The organism is Corynebacterium sp. HMSC034A01, from assembly GCF_001838175.1.
Lineage (GTDB): Bacteria > Actinomycetota > Actinomycetes > Mycobacteriales > Mycobacteriaceae > Corynebacterium.
Window position 1 is genome coordinate 120,772 of record NZ_KV835979.1, and the last position, 24,366, is coordinate 145,137.

The following is a 24,366-nucleotide window of genomic DNA, read 5'->3' on the forward strand; positions in this document are numbered from 1 at the left end:
AAAATCTTACTGGTTTTCGTACCAGCCCCAGATGATTGCCCGGCCCAGCGAGTGGAAGTTGAGGTTGAACCCCAGCTGGGTGGGGTTGGCAATCTGGTCCGCGGGCAGCTCCGTGTCCACCGCGTGGACGGCGAACAGGTAGCGGTGCGGGCCGTGGCCGGCCGGCGGGTTCGCGCCGTAGTAGCCCTGCACGCCGCTGTCTCCGGTAAGCACCACCGCGCCGACACCGAGGTCGTCCTTCGCACCCGCACCGGCGGGCAGCTCGGTGACGTCAGCCGGGATGTTGAACGCGGACCAGTGCCAGAAACCGGAGGCGGTCGGCGCGTCCGGGTCGAAGCAGGTCACAGCGTACGTCTTGGTGCCCTCCGGGGCACCGGACCAGGACAGCTGCGGGCTGGCGGCGTTATCGCCGGCCAGCGTATCGGCGAGGCGCTCGCCGTCGACGATGTCCTCGGAGGCGATGTCGAAAGACGGCACGTCCGTAAGCGGGGCGTACGGGTCGGGGCCGGGGAAACGGTCGGAAACGTAGTTAGCAGTCATGTCCCCATTCCTACCGGAGAGCTAGTGACCGCCGCCACTCCATGCTGCGAACAGTTGCGCGTATCTCCCGCCAGCGGCGACGAGTTCGGCGTGGGTGCCGTCCTCGATGATGCGCCCGGCGTCCATGACCAGGATCCGGTCCGCGGCCGCCGCCTGGTCCAGGCGGTGCGCCACCACCAGCGCCGTGGTGTCCGCGGTAATCCTCGCGGCGGCGTCTTCCAGCGCGTTGGTGGCGTCGCTGCCGGCTTCCGCCGTGGCCTCGTCCAGGATGAGCACCTTCGGGCCCGAAAGCGCCACGCGTGCGAGCGCGAGCTGTTGCTCCACCTCCGGGGGCAGGTCCTCCGCGCCCGCGCCGACGGCGGTGTCCAGCCCTTTCGGGAACAGGCGTGCGAACTGGGTGCCTTCGGGGTCGATCCCGACGCTTGCCAGCGCACGCAGCAGGTCCGCGTCGGTCGCACCCTGCGTAGCCATCGAGAGGTCCTCGCGCAGGGTGCCGGCGAACAAGTGGACGTCCTGGGTGAGCAGGGTGACGTTCTTGGTGGTCCACGTGTCGCTGACCTGCGAGGTATCTACTGCGCCTACCCGGATGCTACCGGCGGTGGGCTCCACCAGCCCGGCGATGAGCGCGGCGAGCGTGGACTTGCCTGCACCCGAGGTGCCAACCAGCGCCGTGGTCGTTCCCGATTCGAGCGTGACGGAAAGGTTGTCCAGCACGTTGGCGCCTCCCGGGTACGCAAACGAGACGTGGTCGACTTCCACGTCCACCGGCTCCGCCAAGTCCTCTGGAACGGCCGTGGCTTCGCGCCCGTCCGCGAGCTTGGCCAGGCTCACCGCGCGGCCCACTGCGGTGGCCGCGCCCTGCAGCTCGCCGACGAAAAACAGGGCGTTGAACACCATGACCTCTGCGCGGATGACCATGAACACCGCAGCACTCGCCTGGCCCGGGGTGACGGCGCCGGCCGACGCGAGCCACGCGCCGACGCCGAGCGTGAGCAGCACCCACGCGGCGAAGGCGACCTGGCCGATGCCCATCAAACGGATGAACCAGGGCACGCGGTCCATCTCCGCCTCCACCGCGCCCCAAGAGGTCCGCCGCATCCGGGCCAGCGCCCAGCGCTCCAGGTCGAAGGCGCGCAGCGTGGGCAAGCCCCGGACGGTGTCCAGCAGCACTGCGTTGCGACGCGCCTCCGCCACGCTCACCGCATTGGAGGCATCCGGGATAGCGCGGACCACCGCGCGGGCAAACGGGTAGGTGCAGATGCAGATCAGAAGCAGGATCAGGGCGAAGCGGACGTCGATAAGCAAGAGCCCAATGAACGTGATCGGGAAAACAAACACGGTGGTGAGCACGCGCGAACCGATGGCAGTGACGGTTTGGACGACGTCGTCGATGTCCTTGGTCATGCGTGTGATGACGTTGCCGGTGCCGAGCTCCATCACCCGCGGCACCGGTGCGCGCAGGATCGCGTCGAGACAGCGTCGGCGCAGGTCGATGGACGCACGTGCGACTTTGAGGCCCACTACGTAATTGCCGAGGGCACGCAAGAACATCTCGACGAGCATGCAGACCAGCGCCAGGCCGACGGTCAAAACGAAGGCGCGGGTGCCGGTTCCCAGCAGTGGCACTGATCCGCCGGTGAGCGGGTCGACGCTGCGGCCGAACAGGTTCGACTGCGTGGTGTAGACGGCGACGATCAGCGCCTGGATGATCAGCAAACCTGCCCACCAGGGCTTGTCCAGAGCGTTGGGTAGCGCTGACAGGTACGCGAAGGTCTCCTTCACGCTCGCGGGGGCGACCGCGTCAGTGCGTTCGTACTCGCGCCGCATCTACGCCACCTCCAATGCGGTGCCGGCGTGCTGCCACGCGGCGTTTCCGGTGATGACCACGGTGCTCTTGTCTGCCCTGAGCGCGGCGACGGCTGCCACGACGTCCGCCTGTGTCACGGAATCGAGGCCAGTGGTCGGATCGTCCAGGATGAGCACCTCCGGGTCGGCGGCGAGCGCCCTGGCAAGCGCGACGCGCTGGCGCTGCCCGCCGGAAAGGTTCAGGCCGGCCTCCCCCAGCGGCGCGTCCGGCAACTCGCCTGCTTCGTTGATACCGCCGAGCCTGCGGAGGATGTCCTGGCAGTGGGCGGCGGCGAGCGCTTGCTTGACCGCGTCCTCCGGCACATCCCCGCGCGGATTCACGTTGTCTGCGATGGTGCCCTCAAACACGTTGACGGTGTGCGGCGGGAACAGTACGTCGTCGCGCTGCGCCCACGCGGCGGCTGTGGCGTAGGAGCGCTCCGCCGGCGCGAGGATCCACAGCCCCGCGCCTGGGACCGGTGTGTCTGTTAGCTCGGGCCCCGCGGTGTCGTCGCCCGCGTGGTGCAGCTGCTCGATGCGCTGGCCACTCGCGACGGCCCTGCCCCACCCGCTGGCCAGATCGCCGAACGCGAAGCCCGCCATGTTCAATGCCGGAGGAACCAAAAGCGCCACCGACGTCAACTGCCCCGGAGTGATCTCGCCGTTCAGCGTCATCCACGCGCTCAAGCCCACAATCGCCAGGTTGCACAGCCACGCCACGCAGAACCTGGCAAAACCCAACCACACCTCCACACGCAGGTGGGTGAGCATCAACCGCTTCGCCTCGGCTGTCTCCGTATGAAAACGCCCGGCCACGGTTGCGCCCGCCCCGAGGCCTTTGACAGTGCGTATGCCTTGCGACGCATCCGTGGCCAAGCCAGCAACATCTGCCTCCGCGGCGCGGCGCTTCAGCGACACCCGCGTCACCGGCCCCGCGGTCCACGCAGCAAACAGGGCGATGATGAGCGCACTGGCCGGGATCGCCAGGGAGATCCACGGGGAAACCGACCACATCGCCACCATCGCTCCGACCGCATAGCCGATGGCCATGAGCGGAAACGACAGCAGCTCGCGGTAGCGGCCGACAGTGTTCGCATCCGCGTCGATGGTGTTGAGCACCGTGCCGGGGCTCATCGCACCCGCCCCACGGCGCAGGACACCCGAGGACAGGTGCTGCTGCGCGTTGTGGGTCACCCGGCGCACCGAGGCTGTGGCCAGGCCGTCGCCGGTGGCCTCGCCGACGAACTGGACAATAAAGATGCCGACCAGCACTGCGAAGAGCCACCACGCGTTGAATGTGTCTGCTTCCACTAGACCGTCCACGATCATGCCCACCACCACCGGCACAAAGGCTGCGATACCGGAGCCGATGAGGTAGCTCAGAATGTGCAGCGCCAACACACCCGGATATGCGCCAACCATGTCCCTGACCACGCGGTTCCCGCTGCTCCAGCGCACCGGGTGGAGCCGTGCCGGATCATCCGCTGGCGGCGCGGGCGGGACGAACCAGCTATACGTCTTCATTCTGCGCGGCGGTGGCATCATTCTGGAAAATCTAGCAAATTTTCAGGGTTGTACTGGCGATTTGGCGGTTCAATCACCCCGCCCTATAGTTATGCGAGTGCCCAGCCGAGAGGCTGAACAAACACCCAAAGCCCGGGTGGCGGAATGGCAGACGCGCTAGCTTGAGGTGCTAGTGTCCTATTAACGGACGTGGGGGTTCAAGTCCCCCTCCGGGCACCATGTGTTGTCTCGAGACATCGTTCCTACGGTGTCTCGAGATTTTTGTTTTCAATGTGTGGAGTAGAACCCAGACCTCAAGCCAAGGGCACCTGCAAACCCCAGGTCGCGCCCACGCTTGAGGTCCGGTTCGTCCAGCACTCTCCTTGAGTACTCCGCGCTCGCCAGCCTGGAATGTGCGTTCAGGGGCAAGATCCTAGGACCAGCCTGGCCCGTTCAAGACACTATCCCCGGTGTCTCCGATTCAGGTGCGGACACCAGCCCTGGCACCACCACTGCGACTACGACGATCACGCAGGCAATCACGATGCGCGCTGACCGCTTCTCACCGGCGCGCACGGCCGCCGCGCAGCCGATCACCACCGCCAGTGCCCTCGCCGCGAGGGCCAGCTCTGCGGACTCATCGTCGACCCACAACGCCACGATGGCGATGAGCAGCGAAAGCAGAAACACAACGACTGAGATGTTGTCGTACTCAGTTCGGTCCATGGGCCGCCTCCGAACGATGATCAGTTCCTGCACGACGTTTCTGGTTTCTGCGGTTGAGCCACACGACAAGCAGGAAAGACGCTATCGCGATGGCGAAGACCATTCCGGCCCAGAGATACCCAATCAGCGGATTTTCCCAGAGTAGGTGAGCGATACGAATCATCACTCTGTGCGGCGCCACGGCAAGCACAATTGCAAGCCCCAGCGCTGCAAGGAAGTGCCATAGTTTGCTGCGTCGCGCAAGCAAGTAGGCCCAGGCAAGGGCCAAGAATGAGACAGCGGGACCGAAAAGGCCGAGCACGATACCGGCGCCGGCGGGCAACCCCTCCGCAATTGGGAGTACCCACGGGGTCGCGGCTGCTGCGATTACGAGACCGCAGGCTCCCACCTTGCGTGCGACGCTTCCGTCGGGCACCTGCGTGGCCGCCACGCAGCCGATGACAAGCGCGGTGCCGCAGAACAGATATGCCAGGCCTAAAAATCCAGGCGCCACCCAGATTCCTAGGAGTGTCAATGTCAGTGAAAGTAGAAACACTCCGACTCTCATGAGCCCCCCTCCTCAAGTTGGTTCCAGACTACCGGCCGATGGAAGATAGCGGGGTGAATCGTTTGCGGAAGGCACCCCGGAACCGGATCGCACTCATCGTTGCGGCCGGTGCGTTGTTCGTCGCAGCATGGATGCTTCTCGACGTCCCCCCGCTTTCGACCCTCCGCACCTGGTCTGATCAGACCGGTGCCTGGTTCCCCGTCCTGTTCTGGCTGCTGTACGTGCTGATCACCCAGTTCCCCATCCCGCGGACCCTGATGACGGTTTCCGCCGGCATCCTGTTCGGCACCGCCCGCGGGATCCTCATCGCGCTGACGGCGACGACGGTCAGCGCAGTCATCTCGCTGCTCATCGTCCGTACGCTGCTGCGGGATTGGGTGGAGCCGCGCCTGACGCACCCGGCCGTGGAGAGGATTAACCGGCGCCTCGAAGAGCGCGGATGGTTGGCCATCTTGAGCCTGCGCATGATCGCGGCCGTGCCATTCTCCGTAATGAACTATGCCGCCGCGCTCACCCGCGTGCCGGTGCTGCCGTTCGCGCTCGCGACCCTCGTGGGGTCCGCGCCGGGCACGATCCTGGTCACCCTGTTCGGCGACACCCTCACCGGCGAGGCGGACCCGGTGTTCGTCGCCGTCATGGCGGTGCTCGCCGTCGTCGGCGTCGCGGGGCTGGTGCTGGACGCGCGCATGCCGACCCGCTCACCTGATCGTCTAGCAACCACTGATCCCCGCTAGACGAACAGCCCGCTATCGACACTCGCATTCAATATCACCTGGGAAAATGTCGAGCTCAATTCCGAATCGTCTAGCAGACCGAAGCAAACCGCTAGACGATCCGGCTGTAGGGCCCGGCCCCACTGGCTACGTGTCGGAGTCAAGCCTCAAGGGTAGACCGGAGTACGCTACGGCCCATGATTGCCGTGCATGCGAGGTACCGGGGCCGTGAGAAGGCCCGCGCCATCGTTGTGGAGCGCTCTGCCGAGGCGCTGAGCGGTCTGCCCGGTGTCGCAGGCTTCGAGGTGCTCGGAGTGGAAGACATCCGCTCGAAGGTCGAGGACGCCGAGGCTGCGCTGAATTTGATCATGGCGCTGCTTTCGGACGGCAACTGGGCCATCGGGCTCGGCATCAGCGACGCTGACAGCTCCACAGGCGACGCCTCCGCCACCGCGACGAAAGCCGTCGGGACGAGGGCGGGCCAGGTACGGGTGATCGTCGATAGGCAACATGCGACGACTGATGCCACGGACATCGCGGCGACCTTCGCGCTGCTGGCGCACGTGCTGCACAAACGCACCTACGAGGGGCGCGAGGCGACGTCGCTGGTGCGGCGCGGCATGAACCAAAATGAGGCCGCCGCAACCCTGGGCATCTCCAAACAGGCGATGAGCCAGCGGTTGCAGGCGGCCGGGTGGCCCGCGGAGCAGGCAGGGTGGCAGCTCGCGCTGAATCTGATTACTCGGGCTGCTGGTCAGGGCGAGTAACCGGGCGCGAGACCGGCTCGGACACGCCAGTTTCGCTGCTGAAGTCCTGCTCGAAGCCGGTGCGCTCCGGCTCGCCCGCGGTGATCTCGCGGCGGGTCGAGGCAGTGCTCTCGGAGGGAGCACCGGCCGCATCCTGGGTCGGGTCCGGGTCGTCCACGTGCTTGTTGGCCACCGCACGCGCCTCGGCGAGAGCCTTCGCCAGCTCGGGGTCGGTGGAGGTGTCGAACCAGCGGTCGGTGTTGTCCGCCTGGGCCATCTCCCGGTCGCGGTCGTTCGGGGTATCCGGCTCGTAGCGGAATACGCCATCGTCGTCTTTGTCGGCGAATGCGCGGGCGAACTGCTGCAGCGAGTCGCCGAACTGGGACGGGATCATCCACATCGTCGCCGCCTCGTTGTTGGCGATCTTCGGAAGCTGATCCAGGTACTGGTACGCGAGCAGCTCCGGGGTAATACCGGAGGACTTTATCGCGGCGTTGACCTTCTGGATCGCGCGGGCCTCGCCCTGCGCAGCCAGGTACTTGGCGGCACGCTCACCCTCGGCGCGCAGCATCATCGCCTGACGCTCCGCCTCAGCCGCGAGGATGGCCGCGTGCTTTTCGCCCTCGGCGGAGAGGATGCGCGCCTGCTTCTCGCCTTCTGCGGTCTTGATGTCGGACTCACGCTTACCCTCGGCGGTGAGGATCATCGCGCGCTTCTCGCGGTCCGCCTTCATCTGCATCTCCATGGACTGCTGGATGGACGGCGGCGGATCAATCGCCTTCAGCTCCACTCGGCTGATGCGCAGGCCCCACTTAGCAGTGGCCGCGTCCAGCTCGCCGCGCAGGCGGCGGTTGATGGTCTCGCGCGAGGTCAGCGTCTCCTCGAGCGTCATGCCGCCGACGACGTCGCGGAGGGTGGCAACAGAAATCTGCTCCACACCCACGAGGTAGTTGTCCACGCCGTAGATCGCCTTGGCCGGGTCGTTGATCTGGAACGTGACCACGGTGTCGATCGCCACGGTCAGGTTGTCCTGGGTAATCACAGCCTGCGGCGGGAAGGACACCACGCGCTCACGGGTGTCCACGCGCTCGCGCACACGGTCGATGTAGGGCACGAGAAACGTCAGCCCGCCGGACGCGGTGCGGGTGTAACGGCCGAGCCGTTCGATAACCGCCGCTTCTCCCTGCGGGATCAGCTTGATTGACGCGGTGAGAACTGCCACCACCAGCGCGATGATGACAAAGAATGTGATAAACCCTCCCATTTAGGGCTCCTTCCACACGACAGCGACGGGGCCGTCAATATCGTAAACGGTCACGCGGGATCCCGCCGGGATGGTCTCCGCCGGGTCGAGGCCGCGGGCGGACCACAGGGAGCCGTCGAAACGCACCTGGCCCTTGCCACCCACAATGTCCTCGACGACCTCGGCCGTGCTGCCCACGAGCGCCCGCGGGGAGTCGTCCAACACCAGCGGCTTTTCCATCCGGCGGCGCAGCGGCGGGCGCAGGAAGAACCAGAACAGCGCGGACGAGACGGCGAACACGGCGACTTCCGCCCACATGGGCACGCCGCCGAGCGCCACCAGCGCGGTGGTCAGTGCGCCCGCGCCGAGCATGAGCAGCGTCAGCTCGCCCACGGTCAATTCCAGCAGCGCCAACAACGCCGCGGCCAAAAACCAAAGCAAAGGTCCCACGTGATTTACCCTACATCTGTCTAGAGGTCGTGTTTGGACAATTCGGGGTTGGTGACGAAGTCCACCAGCCGCTCAACCGCCCCGATGAGCGTGGAATCCAGGTCGCGGAAGGTGCTCACCGAGGAGGACACGCGGCGCCACCCCTCCTTCGGGTCCGACCAGCCGAGGCGGCGGCACACGCCCGTCTTCCAGTCCTCGCCGTAGGGCACCTCCGGCCACGCGGGGATGCCCACGCTGGACGGTTTCACTGCCGCCCAGATGTCGATGTAGGGGTGGCCGGTGACCAGCACGTGCGGGCCGACGTTCTCCACCAGCCGGGATTCCTTCGTGCCTTCAATCAGGTGATCCGCCAGCACGCCGATGCGACGTCCGGGACCGGGCTGGAACTCGTCGAGACGCTCCTGCAAATTGTCCAGGCCTTCGAGGTACTCCACCACCACGCCCTCGACGCGCAGGTCGTGGCCCCAGACCTGCTCCACAATCGCGGCGTCGTGGATACCTTCGACCCAGATACGCGACGGCATCGCAACCTTGGCTTTCACGTTGGCCACCTTGCGCGATCCGGAATTTGACCTCTTCGGCCCTTCGTCGCGCGGTGCCACGTAACGGGTCAGCGTCACGCGCTGGCCCTCCACCATGAACGCGCCGGGGAGCATCTTGAACAGCCGCTGCGTGCCGTAGCGGTCCTCTAAACGCACGAAGTCGCCGTCATACGTGCGCTCGAACTCGACGACTGCGCCGACGAAGTCGTTGCCCACAATCTCCACGATGATGCCGGGCTCTGCCGGCATCTCCGGGTACGTCGGGCGCTTCGTGCGCGCGTGTCCGCTGAAAATGTCTCCACTGTACCGGCTATCTCCCATAATGCGTCCGCATTGTATCGGCCCCGTTACACTGTCCCGGATGCACACGCGCGCCGAAGTCTATTCACCCCTCCAGAACACCGCCGTTTGGCTTGCTGCCTGGCTCTACAACGTCGAGTCTTCCGACGACACTGTCGACGCGCTGACGGACCTCGGAGGTGCACATTCGTACGGCAGCCTGCCTATGGCGCATTTGCTTCACGACGTCCGCTCCGCCGCCGACCTGACCACCCCCGGACCCGCAGTCAGACTCGTCCTCTGGGGCCCAGGCCAGGCGCCGCGCCTTCGGGCCGGCTCGCCCGCGATGGAGGCGCTGACGCAGGCCGGCGCCCTGGTCGTGCGTGGCACCAGCATGCACCACATCCTGGTGCCAGAGTACTCGGGCAGCGGGGTGAACTGGCGCTGGTTCGAGGACCCGGAGCCGCTGCCGGAGCCGGAGTGGCTTTCACCCGGCGAGGCCGACCAGTTGCTCTCGCGCGCGACCGAGCAAGCGGCGGTGCTGATCGAGGCCGCAGGCGGCACCCGCAAGGAGCTGCCGAACCCGCGGCTGGCGGTGGGCACGCTGGCGGACTTTTACGACACCCCGGGGCTTCCCGCCGGCGTCACGCCGCGCGCGGCGAAGCTGTTCGCCCGCGCCGACCGCGTTGCGGCAACGATTGAGACGGTGACCGACCGTCTGGGCGACCACTCCTTCGACCCCCAACTTTTCGCGCTGTGGCGCCACGTCCGTTCCGCCCGCATGGCCGGTGTGGCCGATGCGGTGGTGGATTACCAGCGCGAGTGGTCGAGTTAGCGCTGCGGGCGCTTCACCGGTGCGCAGCAGCCTTCCTTGCACGGCGCGCCGTTGACAGTGCAGCCCTGCACAGTAACCCCAGACAAGGTTTTAGGCTTGACTTCTGCTCCGGCAGCCTCGGCGATGTCGACCACCATGCTCGCGAACGCTGGCTCGAGTCCGACGGTCGGGGTGCGCTCTAAGGTCACGCCCATCTCCTCGCACGCCTGCTTCAGCTCGGTGTCGAGGTCCCAGACCACCTCCATGTGGTCGGTGATGAACCCGAGAGGCACGCAGATGAGGTGCTCCATCCCCTCGCGCTGAAGCTCCTGCGCCCGGTCCACCACGTCCGGCTCCAGCCAGGGCGTCGCCGGGTTCCCGGAGCGCGACTGCCACACCACCTCGTAACTGTCTACGCCTGCGTGCTTTGCGACGAGCTCCGCCGCCTCCGCAACCTGCCTCGAGTACAGGTGCTGGTCTGCCGGGCCGCCGGAGTTCTCGTCCGCGACCGTGGGCACGCTGTGCGCGGTAAACAGCACGCGGGTCTCGCCGGTCGCTTTCTCCACGGCCGCTCGTAGTCCGTCTGCCACAAGCGCGACGAACGTCGGGTGGCCGTAGAACTGCCAGAGCTTGGTGTAGGTGATCTCCGGCGTCACCTCGCGGATGCGCTGGATGTCCTCGTCGTACTGCCGGCAGGCTGAGTACCCGCCCCAGGCGCTGGTGGCGAAGACGAGGACGTTCCTGTGGCCGTCGTTAAGCAACTGCTTCGCTGTCTCCTCCGCGAACGGGTGCCAGTTGCGGTTGCCGAAGTAGACAGGCAGGTCAATGCCACGCGCCGAAAGCTCGGCCTCGATGTTGGCGATGAGCTCGCGGTTCTGCGCGTTGATGGGGCTCACACCGCCGAAGTGGAAGTAGTGCTCGCCGACCGCTGCAAGGCGCTCGCGGGGGATGCCGCGGCCGCGCGTGACGTTCTCGAGAAAAGGAATAACCTCGTCCTCTCCCTCGGGGCCGCCGAAGGAAAGGACGAGGAGTGCGTCGTAGTCGTTGAGAGCCATGCCCTCGAGCTTATCCCGCTAAAGCAGGCGCACCGCGTTCGGAGCCATGCCGGACCAACGCACCGGAGCAATGGTGACGTTCTGGCCGGACTGCGGCGCCTCGATCATGGTGCCGTCGCCGAGGTAGATGGCCACGTGCTGGTTACCGCCCGGGCCCCAGAACAGCAGGTCGCCGCGCTGCGCCTCGCTGGCGGGGATCTGGGTGCCGCGCTGGTACTGGTAGCCGGTGTAGTGCGGGAGTGCCACGCCGGCAGCCGCGAACGCGTAGAGCACCAGGCCGGAGCAGTCGAAGCCGGAGACCGAACCACCGTTGACGCCGTTAGTCGGGCCGTTGGCGTCGCCGCCGCCCCACACGTACGGGGTGCCAATCTGGGACTGTGCACGCGCGATCACAGCCTCCACCTGGGAGGAATCCGACACCGCGGCGACAGACTTCTGCGACTTCGCAGAGACGTCAGCGGCGGTCTCGACCTCTGGCAGCACCGCGGAGAGGGAATCCGCAGAATCTCCGGACTCCGCGGTGTCTGAAGTTTGCTCGACTGTGCCCAAAGCGCCGTTCAGGCCGTCCGCGAAAGCGGTAATCAACTGCGCCGTGTCCGTATTGGAATTGTCGAAGGAGCCGTGGTTCGCCGCTACGCCGCCCACCATCGCGATGCCGGCGGCGACGGCGCCAACCTTGGCAATCGTGTCGCTGTCCAGCGCCGGCAGGCCGCCCTGGGAGGACAGCGCGGCGATGTCGCTGTCGGAGGAGGTCTGCGCAACCGTGCGCACGGCATCCACCACGACTTCGCGGCTGGGTTCGGGAGCCTCTGGGGCGTCGTTGGAGACGCGCTGACGCACCAGGTCCACGACCTCTTCCGGCACCTCGTAGGTGGTGTCGCCCTTGGACACGGTCAGGGTGGCCGCGTAAGGGTCGGCAGTGATGGCGTTGTCGGGGGCAGCCTCGGCGTGCTCTCTGCCTGCAGTTTCAGACTGCGCCTCTGGCACGTCTGGCTGCGAGTCGGTTGGAGTGTCGGCCTGTGCCGGGCGCTGCTGCTCCAGCTCCTTTTGCGCACTGTCCAGTTGAGACTGCGCGGCGTCGCGCTCAGCGACGGAGGATTCGAGCGCGGCGCGGTTGGCGTCGAGAAGCTCACGCGCGCTTGCCTCGGCCTGCTTAGCTTCCGCCTCGGACGCGTCGGCGAGTTCGCTGGCCTCACGCAACGTGGCTTCCTCATTGGCGGCCTCAGCACGTGCCTGCTCGGCCTCGGCGAGCTTCGCCCGCTTTTCCTCAGAGCGCTGCCTCAGGAAAAGCGAACGGTCCAGCACGTCGCGCTGGGTGTCCTTGCCGCTGACGGCGACGAGGGCGTCGCTCGGGCTTGCGCCGCGATATTGCGAACGGCTCAGTTCGTCGAGCTCGGCCCGGAGGACGTCGACACGTTCCTGCGCCTCGTTGAGACGCCGCTTCGCCTCGTCCTTGCCGCGGCGGGCCTGTTCGGCCTTCACCTGCGCATCGTGGAGGTCCACCAGGGACTGGTTGACGGACTCCTGCAGGCCGCCGAGGTCCAGGTTAAGCGCGTCGACGTCGGCTTGAGCGCGGGACACAGCGGTCACGAGCTCGCCCATTGCAGAGGTGGAACTCTGACCGGTGGCGGCGGGGCTGACTAGACCCGCCGCCAAAGAAACAGTTGCGGCACACGCGGTAGCGCCGAGCACATTTCGCGCACGAGCAAACCGGGTGCCCCTTTGTGGATTAGCCACGAAGGTGCTCCTCACACCGCTCGCCGCGCACACTTCAGCAGCACTCGGGCGATCAAGAAAACCCGAGGTGTCAAAGCGCATGCGAAAACCGTGACTAGCGGTTCCACGAGCGGTCTAGATGTTGACTACTGACGCGGCAGCGCGAATCGCGGCTGGCACAGCAGTGCCCTGGAACCTGGTACTCGGCGTGCTTCCCCACATGCCCGAACCTTCGCGGGCGCTTGACTAGAGCGCCCTGACGGTGCCATTGCGTTGCGTGTGACAACCATCGACCCGCGAGCCGATACGGGAACCATACGTCAAGGCAACAAACTTGTATCCCTTTTGTTACAAACAATCTCGGCAGTCAAGGCTATTCACATGATTCACACACGCCTCACCAGCGCAAACCATGGCTCGTGCGCGTTACGTGATGTTTGTCACACCGGCGGATGCGGGTTCGCAAAAGTTGACCGAACCGATAACAATGCAGAATCTGACCTGCGGGTTTTCAGCTGGCGAGTCAACTCTTGCGAGCGGTGCGTCAAGGCAGCAAGCTTGTCGACGATTACCCGCGGCGGGCGGAGAACACAGCCGCCGCGGCTACCGCGGCAAGGACCACGAGCACGACCGCGACAATCAGCGGCCAGTTCACCGAAAACCCGTTGGCTGCGTCGGCGAAGGCGTGGACGCCCGCAACGTAGTCCGGCTCGGCGGCCATGGCCCGCTCCCCGCGCTCCACCTGCGCGCGAGTCAAAGAGTCGCTCACACCGACAGCCACCTGCGGGGTGCGAACCAGTACCGTGTCGAGCCCGGTTTCGGCGGCCGTGTCCTGCGCCAGGTCGCGGAGATCGGCGATCACCGGCGGGGTCTGCTCGAGCACGATCATTCCCGCCGGGTCGAAAGAGTCATTGCCGGCGTCTGCGAGAGCGACCTCCAGTGCTGGACCCAGCTCCGCATTGACTGGATTCTCGGTGCCGAACGCCACTGGAGACGACGCGAGCTGAGTGACGAGCTCTTCAAGCGTTGCTTCGTTCTGCATTGGCCTCGCTCCTTGCACGGTCCAGCGATCTGAGTGGTCGAATGTGGAGTGTAACGATGGAGTCCGAAGGTGTGTCGATAAGCGCAATGCGAAAACATAACGGGCGTACTGTTAATATGGGCGCGGAACTATGGAAGGTCGCATAAACTGGTGGCTTGACCATAGGGTCGCTAACCCCTGATTTGATACGACGAGAATTGGAGCTCACCGTGGCAGAAAGCAAGAACTCGTTCGGTGCCAAGAAGACGCTCGAGGTCGGCGGTAAGTCTTACGACTACTTCGCGCTCGACGCAGTCGAAGGCATGGAGAAACTCCCCTACTCCTTGAAGGTGCTGGGCGAGAACCTCCTGCGCACCGAGGACGGCAAGAACGTCACCGAGGACCACATCAAGGCAATCGCGAACTGGGACCCCTCGGCAGAGCCGAGCGTGGAGATTCAGTTCACCCCGGCACGCGTTCTCATGCAGGACTTCACCGGCGTGCCGTGCGTGGTCGACCTTGCAACCATGCGTGAGGCCGTGAGCACCCTCGGCGGCAATCCGGACCAGGTCAACCCGCTGAACCCGGCCGAGATGGTCATCGACCACTCCGTGATCATCGAGGCATTCGGCTCCACCGACGCGATCGACAAGAACGTCGAGATCGAGTACCAGCGCAACGAGGAGCGCTACCAGTTCCTGCGCTGGGGTGCAGAGAACTTCTCCAACTTCCGCGTCGTCCCGCCGGGCACCGGCATTGTCCACCAGGTCAACATCGAGTACCTCTCCCGCGTCATCTTCGACAACGAGGGCCTGGCCTACCCGGACACCTGCATCGGCACCGACTCCCACACCACCATGGAAAACGGCCTGGGCATCCTGGGCTGGGGCGTCGGCGGCATCGAGGCTGAGGCTGCGATGCTGGGCCAGCCGGTCTCCATGCTCATCCCGCGCGTCGTCGGCTTCAAGCTCACCGGCGAGATCCCGACCGGCGTGACCGCAACCGACGTCGTGCTCACCATCACCGAGATGCTCCGCGAGCACGGCGTGGTGCAGAAGTTCGTCGAGTTCTACGGCAACGGCGTCAAGGAAATCCCGCTGGCGAACCGCGCCACCATCGGCAACATGTCCCCTGAGTTCGGCTCCACCTGCGCGATCTTCCCGATCGACGAGGAGACCATCAACTACCTCCACCTGACCGGCCGTTCCCAGGAGGACATCGATCGCGTCGAGGCATACGCCAAGGCACAGGGCATGTGGCTGGAGCAGGACGCCACCGAGGCGGAGTACTCCGAGTACCTCGAGCTGGACCTGTCCACCGTTGTGCCGTCCATCGCTGGCCCGAAGCGCCCTCAGGACCGCATCCTGCTGTCCGAGTCCAAGGACACCTTCCGCAAGCAGCTGCCGGACTACAACACCGCAGGCGAGGGCACCGAAGAGCCGGTTCGCGCAGAGAAGGTCGACGCTGTCTCCTACAACGAGTCCTGGGCCGCCAACGGCGAGTCCGCCGCCGAGGGCGCAGAGGGCCGCGCGTCCAAACCGGTCATCGTCGAGTCCCCGAAGGGCGGCGAGTACACCCTGGACCACGGCTTCGTGGCCATCGCCGCAGTGACCTCCTGCACCAACACCTCCAACCCGTCCGTCATGGTCGGCGCCGCCCTGCTGGCACGCAAGGCCGCCGAGAAGGGCCTGAAGGCCAAGCCGTGGGTCAAGACCATCATGGCTCCGGGCTCCCAGGTCGTGGACGGCTACTACGAGCGCGCGGACCTGTGGAAGGACCTGGAGGCCGTCGGCTTCTACCTCTCCGGCTTCGGCTGCGCATCCTGCATCGGCAACTCCGGCCCGCTGCCGGCCGAGGTTTCCGACGCCGTCAACGAGTTCGACCTCACCGCAACCGCCGTCCTGTCCGGCAACCGCAACTTCGAGGGCCGCATCTCCCCGGACGTGAAGATGAACTACCTCGCGTCCCCGCTGCTGGTCATCGCCTACGCCATTGCCGGCACCATGGACTTCGACTTCGAGACCCAGCCGCTGGGCCAGGACGCCGACGGCAACGACGTCTTCCTTAAGGACGTCTGGCCGTCCACCGAGGAGATCGAAGAGACCATCGCAGGCACCATCTCCCGCGAAATGTACGAGGCTGACTACGCCGACGTGTTCAAGGGCGACGAGCAGTGGCAGGGCCTGGATATCCCGACCGGCAAGACCTTCGACTGGAATGAGGACTCCACCTACATCCGCAAGGCGCCGTACTTCGACGGCATGCCGGAGGAGCCAGAGGCAGTCCAGGACATTGAGGGCGCACGCGTGCTGGCGAAGCTGGGCGACTCGGTGACCACCGACCACATCTCCCCCGCTTCCTCCATCAAGCCGGGCACCCCGGCCGCGAACTACCTGGACGCCAACGGCGTTGAGCGCAAGGACTACAACTCCTTCGGCTCCCGCCGCGGCAACCACGAGGTCATGGTCCGTGGCACCTTCGCCAACATCCGCCTGCGCAACCAGCTGGTGGACGAGCAGGGCGGCTACACCCGCGACTTCACTCAGGAGGGCGCACCGCAGGCCTACATCTACGACGCCGCGATGAACTACGCCGAGAAGAACATCCCGCTGGTGGTCATCGCCGGCAAGGAGTACGGCACCGGTTCCTCCCGCGACTGGGCCGCAAAGGGCACTAACCTGCTGGGCGTCAAGGCCGTCATCGCCGAGTCCTTCGAGCGCATCCACCGCTCGAACCTGATCGGCATGGGCGTGCTGCCGCTGCAGTTCCCGGAGGGCCAGTCCCACGAGTCCCTCGGCCTGGACGGCACCGAGACCTTCTCCATCACCGGCATCACCGAGTTCAACAACGGTGAGATCCCGGCCACGGTCCACGTCAAGGCTGAGAAGGACGGCGCCGACGCTGTCGAGTTCGACGCAGTGGTGCGCGTGGATACACCGGGTGAGGCGGAGTACTTCCGCCACGGCGGCATCCTGCAGTTCGTGCTGCGTCAGATGGTCAAGAGCTAACAGGCTTTCGGCCGTCGTTTCAGGGGCCCCGCACGCCGCGGGGCCCCTTCCCCATTTTTCTGACCCCTACCTGGAGCCCGAAGGAGCCCCCTCATGCCGATTGTCAGCGACAAAGAGCTGCAGCGCCGCCGCGGCGAGATCATCGACGCCGCCCGCGTCTGCTTCGCACACTACGGCTACGAGGGGGCCACCGTGGCCCGCCTGGAAGAGGCCACCGGCAAGACCCGGGGCGCGATCTTCCACCACTTCGGCGACAAGGAAACACTGTTTCTCGCCATCGCCGAGGCGGACGCAGAAAGGCAGGCCCAGGTGGTCAGCGAGCGTGGTTTGGTGGAGGTCATGCGCGGCATGCTCGTGGACCGCAGCTCCAACGACTGGTTCACCACCCGCGCCGAGATCCTGCGCAAGCTGCGCACCGACCCCGAGTTCGAGGCGCGCTGGCGCGAGCACCAGGAGGTGCTGGACCACGCGGTCCGCGAGCGCTTGGAGTCCAACAAGCAAATGCGTGACGACGTCCCCGTGGCCGTCGTGCAGACCTACCTGGAGACAGTGCTCGAGGGCTTCATCACCAAACTCGCCTCCGGCGAGCCCGTGGAGCGGCTCGAGGAAATGCTCGACGTGGTAGAGCAGTCAGTCCGCGGGTAATTCCGAAAAATAGACTAAGCGGTATAGAATTGCCGCTATGTCAAAGCTGCTTTTCCTCTCCCTTCGCAACGGCGAGATCGGGCCGGACGTCGCCCACGCCGAGTACCACGACGCTCTGCGCGCCACGGGCTTGAGCGAAGTGGAGATGGAACTGCGCGTCATCGACTCCCCCGACTCCGAGCTCGGCCCCCTCGACCCCGTCAGCGGCATCATCGTCGGCGGCTGCTCGCTCAATGTGACCAACCCCGAGCGCGACGCGTGGCACAAGCGTATCGACGACATCCTGTCCGCCACCGTCGAATCGGGCAAGCCCGTCTTCTTCGTCTGCTTCGGCATCTCTTGGCTGGTGGACCACCTCGGCGGCGAGATCGGACGCACCCACCCCGAGCCGTCCGGCCCGACCACCGTGGACGTGGTGGCCGATGATGTTTTGGCCGGCCCCAGCGGCACGTTCACCGCGCTGACGGGGCACACCGAGAACCCGGTGCGCGTGCCAGGTTCTGTCACCGTGGTGGCCACCGCGCCCGACGGGATGGTGCAGATGGTCCGCTACACCGACCGGGTGTGGGCCACCCAGTTCCACGCCGAGATGGACGCCGACGCCATGCGCACCCGCATGGACTTCTTCCACGACTACGGCTACTTCCCCGCCGAGGAGTACGCCCGCATCGTCGCCGACCTGCCCAACCACGACGTAAGCCGGGCGAACGGGCTGCTGCGCACTTTCACCCGGCTCTGCACCGAGGGCCGGTTCGACTAAATCTCGGAGACCTTCGCCTCGCCGCCCTCGAAGTCGAGCGGGTTGCGGTCGAACTGCTTGCCGCAGCCGACCGCTTCCACGATCACATCCGCCACGAGCTCGCGCGGGGTTTCTGACGAGGGGTCCCTTTGGTCGTCGAGAAGCGCGATGCCCTCCGACGGATCATCCGTGAGGCGGGTGGGGCCGAGGATCTGATACGGCAGGTCAGAGGCGAGCAGCCGCTTGTCGACGGCCTTCTTCGCCTCGACGTAGGCGTACCACGCCCCGCCGTCGTCCTCCGTGGTGGCCTCGGCGGCGCCCGCGTAGGAGACCATGACGGTAAACGGTGCGAACTCGCCGAGCTCCTCGAGCGCGTCGATCATCGCCATCGCCGCGTCGCGGTCCACGGCAAAGGTGCGCTCGGCGGAGCCGCCGCCGGCGCCCGCGGACCACACGACCACGTCGAACGGGGTGAGCAGGCGAGCCCAGTCCTCCTCGTCGAGGGTGGTCAGGTCGCGGACGATGGCGGTCGCGCCGTCGTCGACAAGCTGTTGCACATGATCGGGGTTGCGCACGAGCGCGCTGACGCTGTGGCCAGCCTTTACGAGCTTAGGGACGGAGTGGCGCGAGACGTTGCCGCCCGCGCCGAGAACGAGAACGTGTTGGGATTGCTTAGGTGTTTCCATAACGCCCACCGTAACGCTATTTCTGCGCCTATACTTTGCGCATGCACGCAATTATTACGACCACTGGTAAAGACCGCCCCGGCGTCATCGCCGCAGTTGCCAAAACCGCCGCGGACGAGGGGCTGAACATCCTCGACGTCTCCCAGACCATCATGGACGACTTCTTCACCATGATCATGCGAGTCGCGCTGCCCGAGGGCGAGGTGGACATGGGGGCGCTGCAGGAGGCGTTCGACGCCGCCGGTAAACCGCTCGGCATGGTCGTGCGCATCCAGTCCGAGGCCCTGTTCAGCGCCATCAACGACATTTAAGGGGCGGCTGTGAATTTCGAGTTTTCAGACGCGCGGTTCCTCGACGTCATCCGGATGATCGAGGACTACCGCCTGGACATCCGCACCGTGACCATGGGCATCTCGCTCATCGGCTGCACCCGGCCCACGATGAAGGCCACCGCGCAGGCGGTATACGACCGCGTCGTCGAGCGCGCCCGCAACCTGGTACCGGTGTGCGAAGGCATCGAGCGCGAGCTGGGCATCCCGATCGTGAACAAGCGCATCTCCGTCACCCCCGTCGCGCTGGTGGCGGCGGGTGCCGACGGCAACCCGGTGGAGATTGCTCGCGCGCTGGACCGCGCGGCCGGCGAGCTCGGCGTCAACTTCGTCGGCGGCTACTCCGCGCTGGTGGAAAAGGGCGGCACGACCGCGGACAAGAAACTGATCTGCTCCATCCCGGAGGCGCTGAGCGTCACCGATAACGTGTGCGGGTCGGTCAACGTGGCGTCGTCACGCGCCGGCATCAACATGAACGCCGTGGCCAAGATGGGCGAGATTGTGAAGGAGGCCGCGGAGGCGACCGCGGACCGCTCCTCCATCGCCTGCGCAAAGCTGGTCGTCTTCGCCAACGCCGTGGGCGACAACCCGTTCATGGCCGGCGCGTTCCACGGCATCGAGGAGCCGGACACGGTGATTTCGGTGGGTGTGTCGGGCCCCGGCGTCGTCGACAATGCGATTGCTCCGCTCAAGGGGGCGTCGTTGAACGAGGTCGCCGAGGAGATTAAGAAGGCCGCCTTCAAGATCACCCGCGCAGGTCAGCTCGTGGGCACGCTGGCGGCGGAGCGCCTCGGAGTGCCGTTCGGCATCGTGGACCTCTCGCTCGCGCCGACGGCGGAGATGGGCGACTCGGTGGCGCACGTGCTCGAGCGCATGGGCCTGGACCAGGTGGGCACCCACGGCACGACCGCCGCGTTGGCGCTGCTCAACGACGCCGTGAAGAAGGGTGGCATGATGGCCTGCTCCCGCGTGGGTGGCCTGTCCGGCTCGTTCATCCCGGTCTCCGAGGACAAGGGCATGATCGACGCGGTTCACAGCGGTGCCATTTCCATGGACAAGCTCGAGGCGATGACTTCGATCTGTTCCGTCGGCTTCGACATGATCGCCATCCCCGGCGACACTTCAGCCGAGCTCATCGCGGGCATGATCGCCGACGAAGCCGCGATCGGCGTGATGAACCACAAGACCACCGCCTCGCGCCTCATTCCGGTGCCTGGCACCAAGCCCGGCGACGAAGTGAATTTCGGCGGGCTGCTCGGCTACGCGCCCGTCATCCCGGTCAATACCGTGGGCAACGACGAATTCATCCACCGCGGCGGGTTCATCCCCGCGCCGGTGCACGGGTTCAGGAACTAGCGGCCGAGACAATCACCGATCATCCCTGATTCAACATCTGACCGATCACGCCCGTACTCGCACCGTCGCGATGACAATTGCCGTAATAAACAGTGGGATTCCGCATGCTATCCAAACAAACAACATGCCGATACCCCATAGGGCGGTGTGATCGCCTGGCCCCTGAACCGCCGTCATGATCGGGTAATAGAGCGCAGCCCCCGCAGTAGCACCCAGCGCGCCCATGAGCGGTCCACGGACGGGCTGCGCTGGAACCTTTGCGCTTGCCAACAAGCAGACCACAAGCAAGATGGGAATTGTGATAACAGCCAAGTCTTCATCTGCTTGAGACGCAGCCCAACTGTCAATGCCTGCGGATACAAGAGCCACAATAGCGCAGCTAATGACAGCTAAAGTGACCGCGTAGCTGGTGCTGGTTAGACCTGACTGAACGCGACCATCCCTCTTGGTGCCACTACTGCAAACGTAGATCAGTACGGCGACGACCGCGGTAGGAGCCAGGACCAGTAACAAACCAAGCGCGAGTGCGGACACGATACCGTCCATCAGTTCTCCCCTCCAGAAGACGAAGCTATCGCCACTATCTCAAAAATAGATGTCAGCACACCGGCCGGCAGGCCATGGCAGCACGGATTACCTGAATCGCTGCCTCAATGTAAGTTCGATCTGCTCCACCGTACTCCCCCTTGATGTTGTTCATGGTGGCCACAAACGCAACATCGCAGGCAATCATCGCGCAGCGGTCTCCATTTGCGTTTTTGGCCGTCTAGACAGTTCTAGTGCACCTACTTTCCTGCAGGATTGTCGTGGCGGGCCGCACTGCTACTTTCGCTCCGGGCGGCTGCATGGGTGTAATCGCACACCGCCGGAGAGTGCTTCCGGCCCAGCTACGAGGGCCCTGATTTTTTGGCGCTGCGTCGCCCCTGACAGAAGAAGAAACCTGCGCCGGTCAGATGTGTTCGCTTCCATGCGGAGGGCAGCACTGTGAATGATTAGCGTTTCTTGCCCACCGCGAACCAGGCGACCCAGCCCAGGGTGTTGACTGCGCCGATAACCGGGGTCCACAGCCACTTCGGACCCCGGACACGCTTGGAGTTGGTACGTGCGAGGTCGCGCAGCGCGAAAGCCTTACCGGCGGTGTCGATGGTGGCCAGCACGCCAGCGATGGTCTTCTGGTCGGAGGAAAGTCCGTTCCAGGCGTCCTTGATGGTGTCGATGATGTCGTTGTTTCTTGCCATATTGCGAGTGTAGCGGGCTGCTTTGGTAGTCAACGTTTCGTCCGTCGAGAAGCAAGATGCTCACTATAGTGGACAAACTCTTGTGCGGTTTATGTTTCGGTTTGTACGTTCGCGGAAACGAATCTTCCGAACCGATGGAGATTGAAAATGCAACGTCGTAAACTTCTGCACATCATTACCGAACGCGTTAACTGCGAACCCCGCGGGATCACAGTCGATTCAAACATTATGCAGTTCGAGTGGATTCTCGGTGACATTTTTTGCTCGTGGTCGGATTGACGTTGTTGTCTTGGTGACAGTGACCCCCTCGGTGGAAGCTTCAATGCCGGCGTTGGGCCAAATATTTGCAATATCGGCGATTGCTTCACTCGTACGTCTTCTAAAATCTCTCATTTGAGCCGAGGACGTAACAGCTGATGTTGAGAAGTTTGCTGCCATCATGTCCCAGGTGAAGGTGTAGGCGACAATCAGACTGACTATACACCTATCCTAGATATTCTTGAGCATTAGCAGGAAACAACGCCATCAAACCTTGCTTTTTGGTTCCACCAACTGCCAAAGTGATGATCGTGCGTTGCGTGAGGTGCGAGATATACGCATTCAGAATCTTGGCCGAAAGCGATTAAGACTTTGATTCCCTGTTTCCCTGGGCAATTATTTGTTACTTTTACGTTGTCAGCGCTTGGCTGGACGTTAACGCAGGTAGCAACCGGGGATGAGGCGGAAAAGAAGCTAATTTCGCCCTCAGCCGTATTTGGGAGAAAACCGTCTGGGTCGACAGAGAGTGGCACGGTGTCCCCAGGTTGATACTGATTATTTTCAGATGCCTGGGCGGTGACGGGGGACACTGCAGTTAGTAAAGCGCAACCAATTAAAGTGAGCCCTTTTTTCCATACCATTGGTGATCATCCTTTCTGGATATATTCCATAGAATTGAATCTATTCTCTTCAGGGGTTGAGGTAAGGAACATCTCTACAAAACCAGAGCCCTGGAGCATTTCGTCCCACTCGATAGATTCTTCATTTTTACTTAAATCAGGGAATCTTCCCCAAAGACGAACAACTTTTCCTTCGTGAAGTCCAGGGTTAAAGAGATCGAAGTGGTACCAGAGCTGATTTTCGGGGGAGCCGCTGTTTCTTCCCGCTTGGATGCCGACTCCTGCTAAAATTGTTTCCTCTGGGAGTATGGTGTCTTGAAACATTTGGGTGGATATATTTTTCAAAAACTTGATTTCATCAGTCGTGATAGAAATAAATTGATTGATGACTATTCTCCTAGCGGTAGAAAGCAGTGATTATTCCGACAGGTCGGCCGTCTCCGCTTGCGGGATCTACTCGCTCTGTGGCAACAACCGTCATAACTCTTCCATTGATTGGGTAAGAGCATTCTTTCTTGCCATTTCCTGCATTTAAGCCGCCTTTGCATTCGGGGGCGTTATGTAAAACTGTGTCAATCTCTGTAGTGGCTGGAACGAAACCGCCGTGACTGTCCTTGATGTGAGAAAGCCCAAAACCAACACTGCCGGGCTCATCTCCCTGCCCTACGCGGAGTGGAAGATCCTCGCCTTTCGGGCCAATGATTGTTTGGCTAATAGTCCAGTCAATTGGCTGAGCGGCCACTGCAGTGGGGGAAACAAGTAACCCGATAGATGCCACCAAAGTGGCGGATAGAAATTTCTTTACTTTCACGGGCAACACCCTTCAAATATGTTTGGAAGATATGCGACGGGAGAGAATAAACCTTTGGCGCTGATGTTGGGGTCAAGTGAGACATGAATCAAAAAGAAAACCCTGTCTCATTACTTATGATGGTCTAGCTCTCCGTTTCCCGCAAGACCTTTTGTGAAAATATAAATTAATTTATTCAGAATCGACACCTCAGATCCTTTCGGGGGCTGGGGCAGGCACTTACTTGGGTGTTCCACTGGAACTCAACGCCATTCGGTGCGAGCGTCACTGGCGAGCTTCTTGATGTCCACAGCGAAGAATATTTGACGTTGGATTACGCTCGAGGTGAGGTGACCCCGCAGGTCAGTGGGATGCCGAAGATGCGCAGCGCGCTAACCCCAGACGACGTGTATCCCTTATTCGAGCTGGTCTGGGCCAAAAATGAGCCAGACCCATACGGAGAGACACCGAAGTTTCCGAAGCGCTCGGCGGTGCGGCTCATTTGCGAACGCAGTGGAGAACTCGCCTCCGGCATAGACGTCTTCTACCCAGTGGGCGGTGAAGACGCCATAGAGAAGTTCCTTCCCCGAGTTCACTGGGGCCAGACAGTTGATTCACTCTTCTCCGACCTCTGGCACTTCGGAGAGCTGAACGCTTTGGTGAAACCGTTTCAATTCCTGAAAATCGGCAACGAGTACGCGACTACGACACCGCCACCGCTCGAGGTGGATTGCCCGATGTTGACCGTTGATGTCCCCAACGAGTCGGTGCGGCTGAGTACGTCTGACGGTGAGCTGGTGATGATTACGGACTTCACAGATGAGGCCATTGAGCGGGTGTTGGCAGAGTTCGAACGGTTAGTGGATCCCTGGGCGCGGTCTCGCGTGCTCGCAGGTTCACATCCCGACTATGAGCTTTGGGCCGGCGATGTTGCGCGGTCGTATCTAGTAACACCGT

The 24,366-nt window shown here is 63.8% G+C and carries 25 protein-coding genes and 1 tRNA gene; 10 read left to right on the forward strand and 16 right to left on the reverse strand.

The genetic code is table 11. The annotated features are described in order from the left end of the window. Positions 1-6: 6 nt before the first annotated feature. The 3 genes from HMPREF2791_RS11080 to tetA are packed head-to-tail and all read right to left on the reverse strand — an operon-like array spanning position 7 to position 3,930. Positions 7-540: a YbhB/YbcL family Raf kinase inhibitor-like protein gene (locus HMPREF2791_RS11080; protein WP_070473905.1), complete on the reverse strand. Its 534-nt coding sequence runs from the start codon at positions 538-540 to the stop codon at positions 7-9. A gap of 21 nt (positions 541-561) precedes the next feature. Continuing rightward, positions 562-2,367, reverse strand: coding sequence for an ABC transporter ATP-binding protein (locus tag HMPREF2791_RS11085; RefSeq protein WP_070473907.1), 1,806 nt, complete (start codon positions 2,365-2,367; stop codon positions 562-564). Then, complete coding sequence (gene tetA / locus HMPREF2791_RS11090; RefSeq protein ID WP_371336030.1) at positions 2,368-3,930, reverse strand: tetracycline efflux ABC transporter TetAB subunit A; 1,563 nt, start codon at positions 3,928-3,930, stop codon at positions 2,368-2,370. Positions 3,931-4,039: 109 nt separating this feature from the next. Here tetA and HMPREF2791_RS11095 point away from each other — a divergent pair. Then, a tRNA-Leu gene (locus tag HMPREF2791_RS11095) sits at positions 4,040-4,128 on the forward strand. Positions 4,129-4,341: 213 nt separating this feature from the next. Here HMPREF2791_RS11095 and HMPREF2791_RS11100 read toward each other — a convergent pair. After that, positions 4,342-4,614 carry a hypothetical protein gene (locus HMPREF2791_RS11100; RefSeq protein ID WP_070473911.1) on the reverse strand — a complete coding sequence of 91 codons (273 nt, stop codon included), beginning with the start codon at positions 4,612-4,614 and terminating at the stop codon, positions 4,342-4,344. After that, the gene (locus HMPREF2791_RS11105) at positions 4,601-5,161 is read right to left on the reverse strand and encodes a hypothetical protein (RefSeq protein WP_070473913.1); all 561 of its coding nucleotides are present in this window, start codon (positions 5,159-5,161) and stop codon (positions 4,601-4,603) included. Before HMPREF2791_RS11105 ends, HMPREF2791_RS11100 begins: the two co-directional genes overlap by 14 nt. A gap of 38 nt (positions 5,162-5,199) precedes the next feature. Here HMPREF2791_RS11105 and HMPREF2791_RS11110 point away from each other — a divergent pair, with 38 nt between their 5' ends. Both HMPREF2791_RS11110 and HMPREF2791_RS11115 read left to right on the forward strand, forming a co-directional pair. After that, entirely contained in the window at positions 5,200-5,895 is a 696-nt protein-coding gene (locus tag HMPREF2791_RS11110) for a TVP38/TMEM64 family protein (RefSeq protein ID WP_070473915.1), read from the forward strand. A gap of 176 nt (positions 5,896-6,071) precedes the next feature. Continuing rightward, positions 6,072-6,641 carry a MarR family transcriptional regulator gene (locus HMPREF2791_RS11115; RefSeq protein ID WP_070473917.1) on the forward strand — a complete coding sequence of 190 codons (570 nt, stop codon included), beginning with the start codon at positions 6,072-6,074 and terminating at the stop codon, positions 6,639-6,641. On the opposite strand, the gene HMPREF2791_RS11120 is transcribed toward HMPREF2791_RS11115, so the two are convergent. Genes HMPREF2791_RS11120 through HMPREF2791_RS11130 form a run of 3 tightly spaced genes read right to left on the reverse strand, consistent with a single transcriptional unit; the run spans position 6,613 to position 9,176 of the window. Next, entirely contained in the window at positions 6,613-7,884 is a 1,272-nt protein-coding gene (locus HMPREF2791_RS11120; RefSeq protein WP_070473919.1) for an SPFH domain-containing protein, read from the reverse strand. The two genes, HMPREF2791_RS11115 and HMPREF2791_RS11120, sit on opposite strands and share 29 nt — an antisense overlap. Then, positions 7,885-8,313 carry an NfeD family protein gene (locus HMPREF2791_RS11125; protein ID WP_070473921.1) on the reverse strand — a complete coding sequence of 143 codons (429 nt, stop codon included), beginning with the start codon at positions 8,311-8,313 and terminating at the stop codon, positions 7,885-7,887. It lies immediately after the preceding gene. Positions 8,314-8,333: 20 nt separating this feature from the next. After that, positions 8,334-9,176 (reverse strand): DUF3097 domain-containing protein, encoded by an 843-nt coding sequence (locus tag HMPREF2791_RS11130; RefSeq protein ID WP_070473923.1) that lies wholly within the window; start codon positions 9,174-9,176, stop codon positions 8,334-8,336. A 40-nt stretch (positions 9,177-9,216) separates the two neighbouring features. On the opposite strand from HMPREF2791_RS11130, the gene HMPREF2791_RS11135 reads away from it, so the two are divergent. After that, on the forward strand, positions 9,217-9,969 hold the full coding sequence (locus HMPREF2791_RS11135) for a hypothetical protein (RefSeq protein WP_070845323.1): 753 nt from the start codon (positions 9,217-9,219) through the stop codon (positions 9,967-9,969). Here the strand turns inward: HMPREF2791_RS11135 and HMPREF2791_RS11140 are convergent. The 3 genes from HMPREF2791_RS11140 to HMPREF2791_RS11150 form a co-directional block, all read right to left on the reverse strand. After that, complete coding sequence (locus HMPREF2791_RS11140; RefSeq protein WP_070473927.1) at positions 9,966-11,003, reverse strand: ferrochelatase; 1,038 nt, start codon at positions 11,001-11,003, stop codon at positions 9,966-9,968. The two genes, HMPREF2791_RS11135 and HMPREF2791_RS11140, sit on opposite strands and share 4 nt — an antisense overlap. Before the next feature lie 18 nt (positions 11,004-11,021). Then, positions 11,022-12,740, reverse strand: a complete 1,719-nt coding sequence (locus HMPREF2791_RS11145; RefSeq protein WP_070473929.1) for a DIP1281 family NlpC/P60 protein — start codon at positions 12,738-12,740, stop codon at positions 11,022-11,024. Between the two features lie 547 nt (positions 12,741-13,287). Continuing rightward, entirely contained in the window at positions 13,288-13,761 is a 474-nt protein-coding gene (locus HMPREF2791_RS11150) for an Rv1476 family membrane protein (RefSeq protein WP_070473931.1), read from the reverse strand. A gap of 209 nt (positions 13,762-13,970) precedes the next feature. On the opposite strand from HMPREF2791_RS11150, the gene acnA reads away from it, so the two are divergent. The 3 genes from acnA (at position 13,971) to HMPREF2791_RS11165 (ending at position 18,153) form a co-directional block, all read left to right on the forward strand. Beyond that, positions 13,971-16,748, forward strand: coding sequence for an aconitate hydratase AcnA (acnA, locus tag HMPREF2791_RS11155; RefSeq protein WP_210383714.1), 2,778 nt, complete (start codon positions 13,971-13,973; stop codon positions 16,746-16,748). Between the two features lie 93 nt (positions 16,749-16,841). Continuing rightward, a complete protein-coding gene (locus HMPREF2791_RS11160; RefSeq protein ID WP_070845324.1) occupies positions 16,842-17,393 on the forward strand; it encodes a TetR/AcrR family transcriptional regulator in 552 nt (183 codons plus the stop codon). A gap of 37 nt (positions 17,394-17,430) precedes the next feature. Next, positions 17,431-18,153, forward strand: a complete 723-nt coding sequence (locus tag HMPREF2791_RS11165; protein WP_070845326.1) for a glutamine amidotransferase-related protein — start codon at positions 17,431-17,433, stop codon at positions 18,151-18,153. Here HMPREF2791_RS11165 and HMPREF2791_RS11170 read toward each other — a convergent pair. Continuing rightward, positions 18,150-18,818 carry an NAD(P)H-binding protein gene (locus HMPREF2791_RS11170; protein ID WP_070845327.1) on the reverse strand — a complete coding sequence of 223 codons (669 nt, stop codon included), beginning with the start codon at positions 18,816-18,818 and terminating at the stop codon, positions 18,150-18,152. The genes HMPREF2791_RS11165 and HMPREF2791_RS11170 overlap by 4 nt on opposite strands. A gap of 41 nt (positions 18,819-18,859) precedes the next feature. Between HMPREF2791_RS11170 and HMPREF2791_RS11175 the strand changes: the two genes are divergently transcribed. Together HMPREF2791_RS11175 and HMPREF2791_RS11180 are read left to right on the forward strand one after the other, a co-directional pair. Beyond that, a complete protein-coding gene (locus tag HMPREF2791_RS11175; protein ID WP_070473941.1) occupies positions 18,860-19,129 on the forward strand; it encodes an ACT domain-containing protein in 270 nt (89 codons plus the stop codon). A 9-nt stretch (positions 19,130-19,138) separates the two neighbouring features. Next, a complete protein-coding gene (locus HMPREF2791_RS11180; RefSeq protein ID WP_083327999.1) occupies positions 19,139-20,503 on the forward strand; it encodes a PFL family protein in 1,365 nt (454 codons plus the stop codon). A 992-nt stretch (positions 20,504-21,495) separates the two neighbouring features. On the opposite strand, the gene HMPREF2791_RS11190 is transcribed toward HMPREF2791_RS11180, so the two are convergent. The 4 genes from HMPREF2791_RS11190 to HMPREF2791_RS11950 form a co-directional block, all read right to left on the reverse strand. Next, entirely contained in the window at positions 21,496-21,741 is a 246-nt protein-coding gene (locus HMPREF2791_RS11190) for a PLDc N-terminal domain-containing protein (RefSeq protein WP_070845331.1), read from the reverse strand. 506 nt (positions 21,742-22,247) lie between these two features. After that, positions 22,248-22,640 (reverse strand): hypothetical protein, encoded by a 393-nt coding sequence (locus HMPREF2791_RS11940; RefSeq protein ID WP_141764984.1) that lies wholly within the window; start codon positions 22,638-22,640, stop codon positions 22,248-22,250. Positions 22,641-22,646: 6 nt separating this feature from the next. After that, a complete protein-coding gene (locus HMPREF2791_RS11945) occupies positions 22,647-22,943 on the reverse strand; it encodes a hypothetical protein (RefSeq protein ID WP_141764985.1) in 297 nt (98 codons plus the stop codon). A 73-nt stretch (positions 22,944-23,016) separates the two neighbouring features. Then, a complete protein-coding gene (locus tag HMPREF2791_RS11950) occupies positions 23,017-23,430 on the reverse strand; it encodes a hypothetical protein (protein WP_141764986.1) in 414 nt (137 codons plus the stop codon). Between the two features lie 227 nt (positions 23,431-23,657). On the opposite strand from HMPREF2791_RS11950, the gene HMPREF2791_RS11195 reads away from it, so the two are divergent. Continuing rightward, positions 23,658-24,366: hypothetical protein (locus HMPREF2791_RS11195; protein ID WP_141764987.1), on the forward strand; the 709-nt coding region annotated here is incomplete at its 3' end.

Excerpts from the sequence above, each read along its gene's own strand:
- HMPREF2791_RS11080 (WP_070473905.1), bottom strand. The coding sequence starts at position 540 with ATGACTGCTAACTACGTTTCCGACCGTTTCCCCGGCCCCGACCCGTAC.
- HMPREF2791_RS11085 (WP_070473907.1), bottom strand. The coding sequence starts at position 2,367 with ATGCGGCGCGAGTACGAACGCACTGACGCGGTCGCCCCCGCGAGCGTG.
- tetA (WP_371336030.1), bottom strand. The coding sequence starts at position 3,930 with ATGATGCCACCGCCGCGCAGAATGAAGACGTATAGCTGGTTCGTCCCG.
- HMPREF2791_RS11100 (WP_070473911.1), bottom strand. The coding sequence starts at position 4,614 with ATGGACCGAACTGAGTACGACAACATCTCAGTCGTTGTGTTTCTGCTT.
- HMPREF2791_RS11105 (WP_070473913.1), bottom strand. The coding sequence starts at position 5,161 with ATGAGAGTCGGAGTGTTTCTACTTTCACTGACATTGACACTCCTAGGA.
- HMPREF2791_RS11110 (WP_070473915.1), top strand. The coding sequence starts at position 5,200 with ATGGAAGATAGCGGGGTGAATCGTTTGCGGAAGGCACCCCGGAACCGG.
- HMPREF2791_RS11115 (WP_070473917.1), top strand. The coding sequence starts at position 6,072 with ATGATTGCCGTGCATGCGAGGTACCGGGGCCGTGAGAAGGCCCGCGCC.
- HMPREF2791_RS11120 (WP_070473919.1), bottom strand. The coding sequence starts at position 7,884 with ATGGGAGGGTTTATCACATTCTTTGTCATCATCGCGCTGGTGGTGGCA.
- HMPREF2791_RS11130 (WP_070473923.1), bottom strand. The coding sequence starts at position 9,176 with ATGGGAGATAGCCGGTACAGTGGAGACATTTTCAGCGGACACGCGCGC.
- HMPREF2791_RS11135 (WP_070845323.1), top strand. The coding sequence starts at position 9,217 with ATGCACACGCGCGCCGAAGTCTATTCACCCCTCCAGAACACCGCCGTT.
- HMPREF2791_RS11140 (WP_070473927.1), bottom strand. The coding sequence starts at position 11,003 with ATGGCTCTCAACGACTACGACGCACTCCTCGTCCTTTCCTTCGGCGGC.
- HMPREF2791_RS11150 (WP_070473931.1), bottom strand. The coding sequence starts at position 13,761 with ATGCAGAACGAAGCAACGCTTGAAGAGCTCGTCACTCAGCTCGCGTCG.
- HMPREF2791_RS11160 (WP_070845324.1), top strand. The coding sequence starts at position 16,842 with ATGCCGATTGTCAGCGACAAAGAGCTGCAGCGCCGCCGCGGCGAGATC.
- HMPREF2791_RS11165 (WP_070845326.1), top strand. The coding sequence starts at position 17,431 with ATGTCAAAGCTGCTTTTCCTCTCCCTTCGCAACGGCGAGATCGGGCCG.
- HMPREF2791_RS11170 (WP_070845327.1), bottom strand. The coding sequence starts at position 18,818 with ATGGAAACACCTAAGCAATCCCAACACGTTCTCGTTCTCGGCGCGGGC.
- HMPREF2791_RS11175 (WP_070473941.1), top strand. The coding sequence starts at position 18,860 with ATGCACGCAATTATTACGACCACTGGTAAAGACCGCCCCGGCGTCATC.
- HMPREF2791_RS11190 (WP_070845331.1), bottom strand. The coding sequence starts at position 21,741 with ATGGCAAGAAACAACGACATCATCGACACCATCAAGGACGCCTGGAAC.
- HMPREF2791_RS11940 (WP_141764984.1), bottom strand. The coding sequence starts at position 22,640 with ATGGTATGGAAAAAAGGGCTCACTTTAATTGGTTGCGCTTTACTAACT.
- HMPREF2791_RS11945 (WP_141764985.1), bottom strand. The coding sequence starts at position 22,943 with ATGTTTCAAGACACCATACTCCCAGAGGAAACAATTTTAGCAGGAGTC.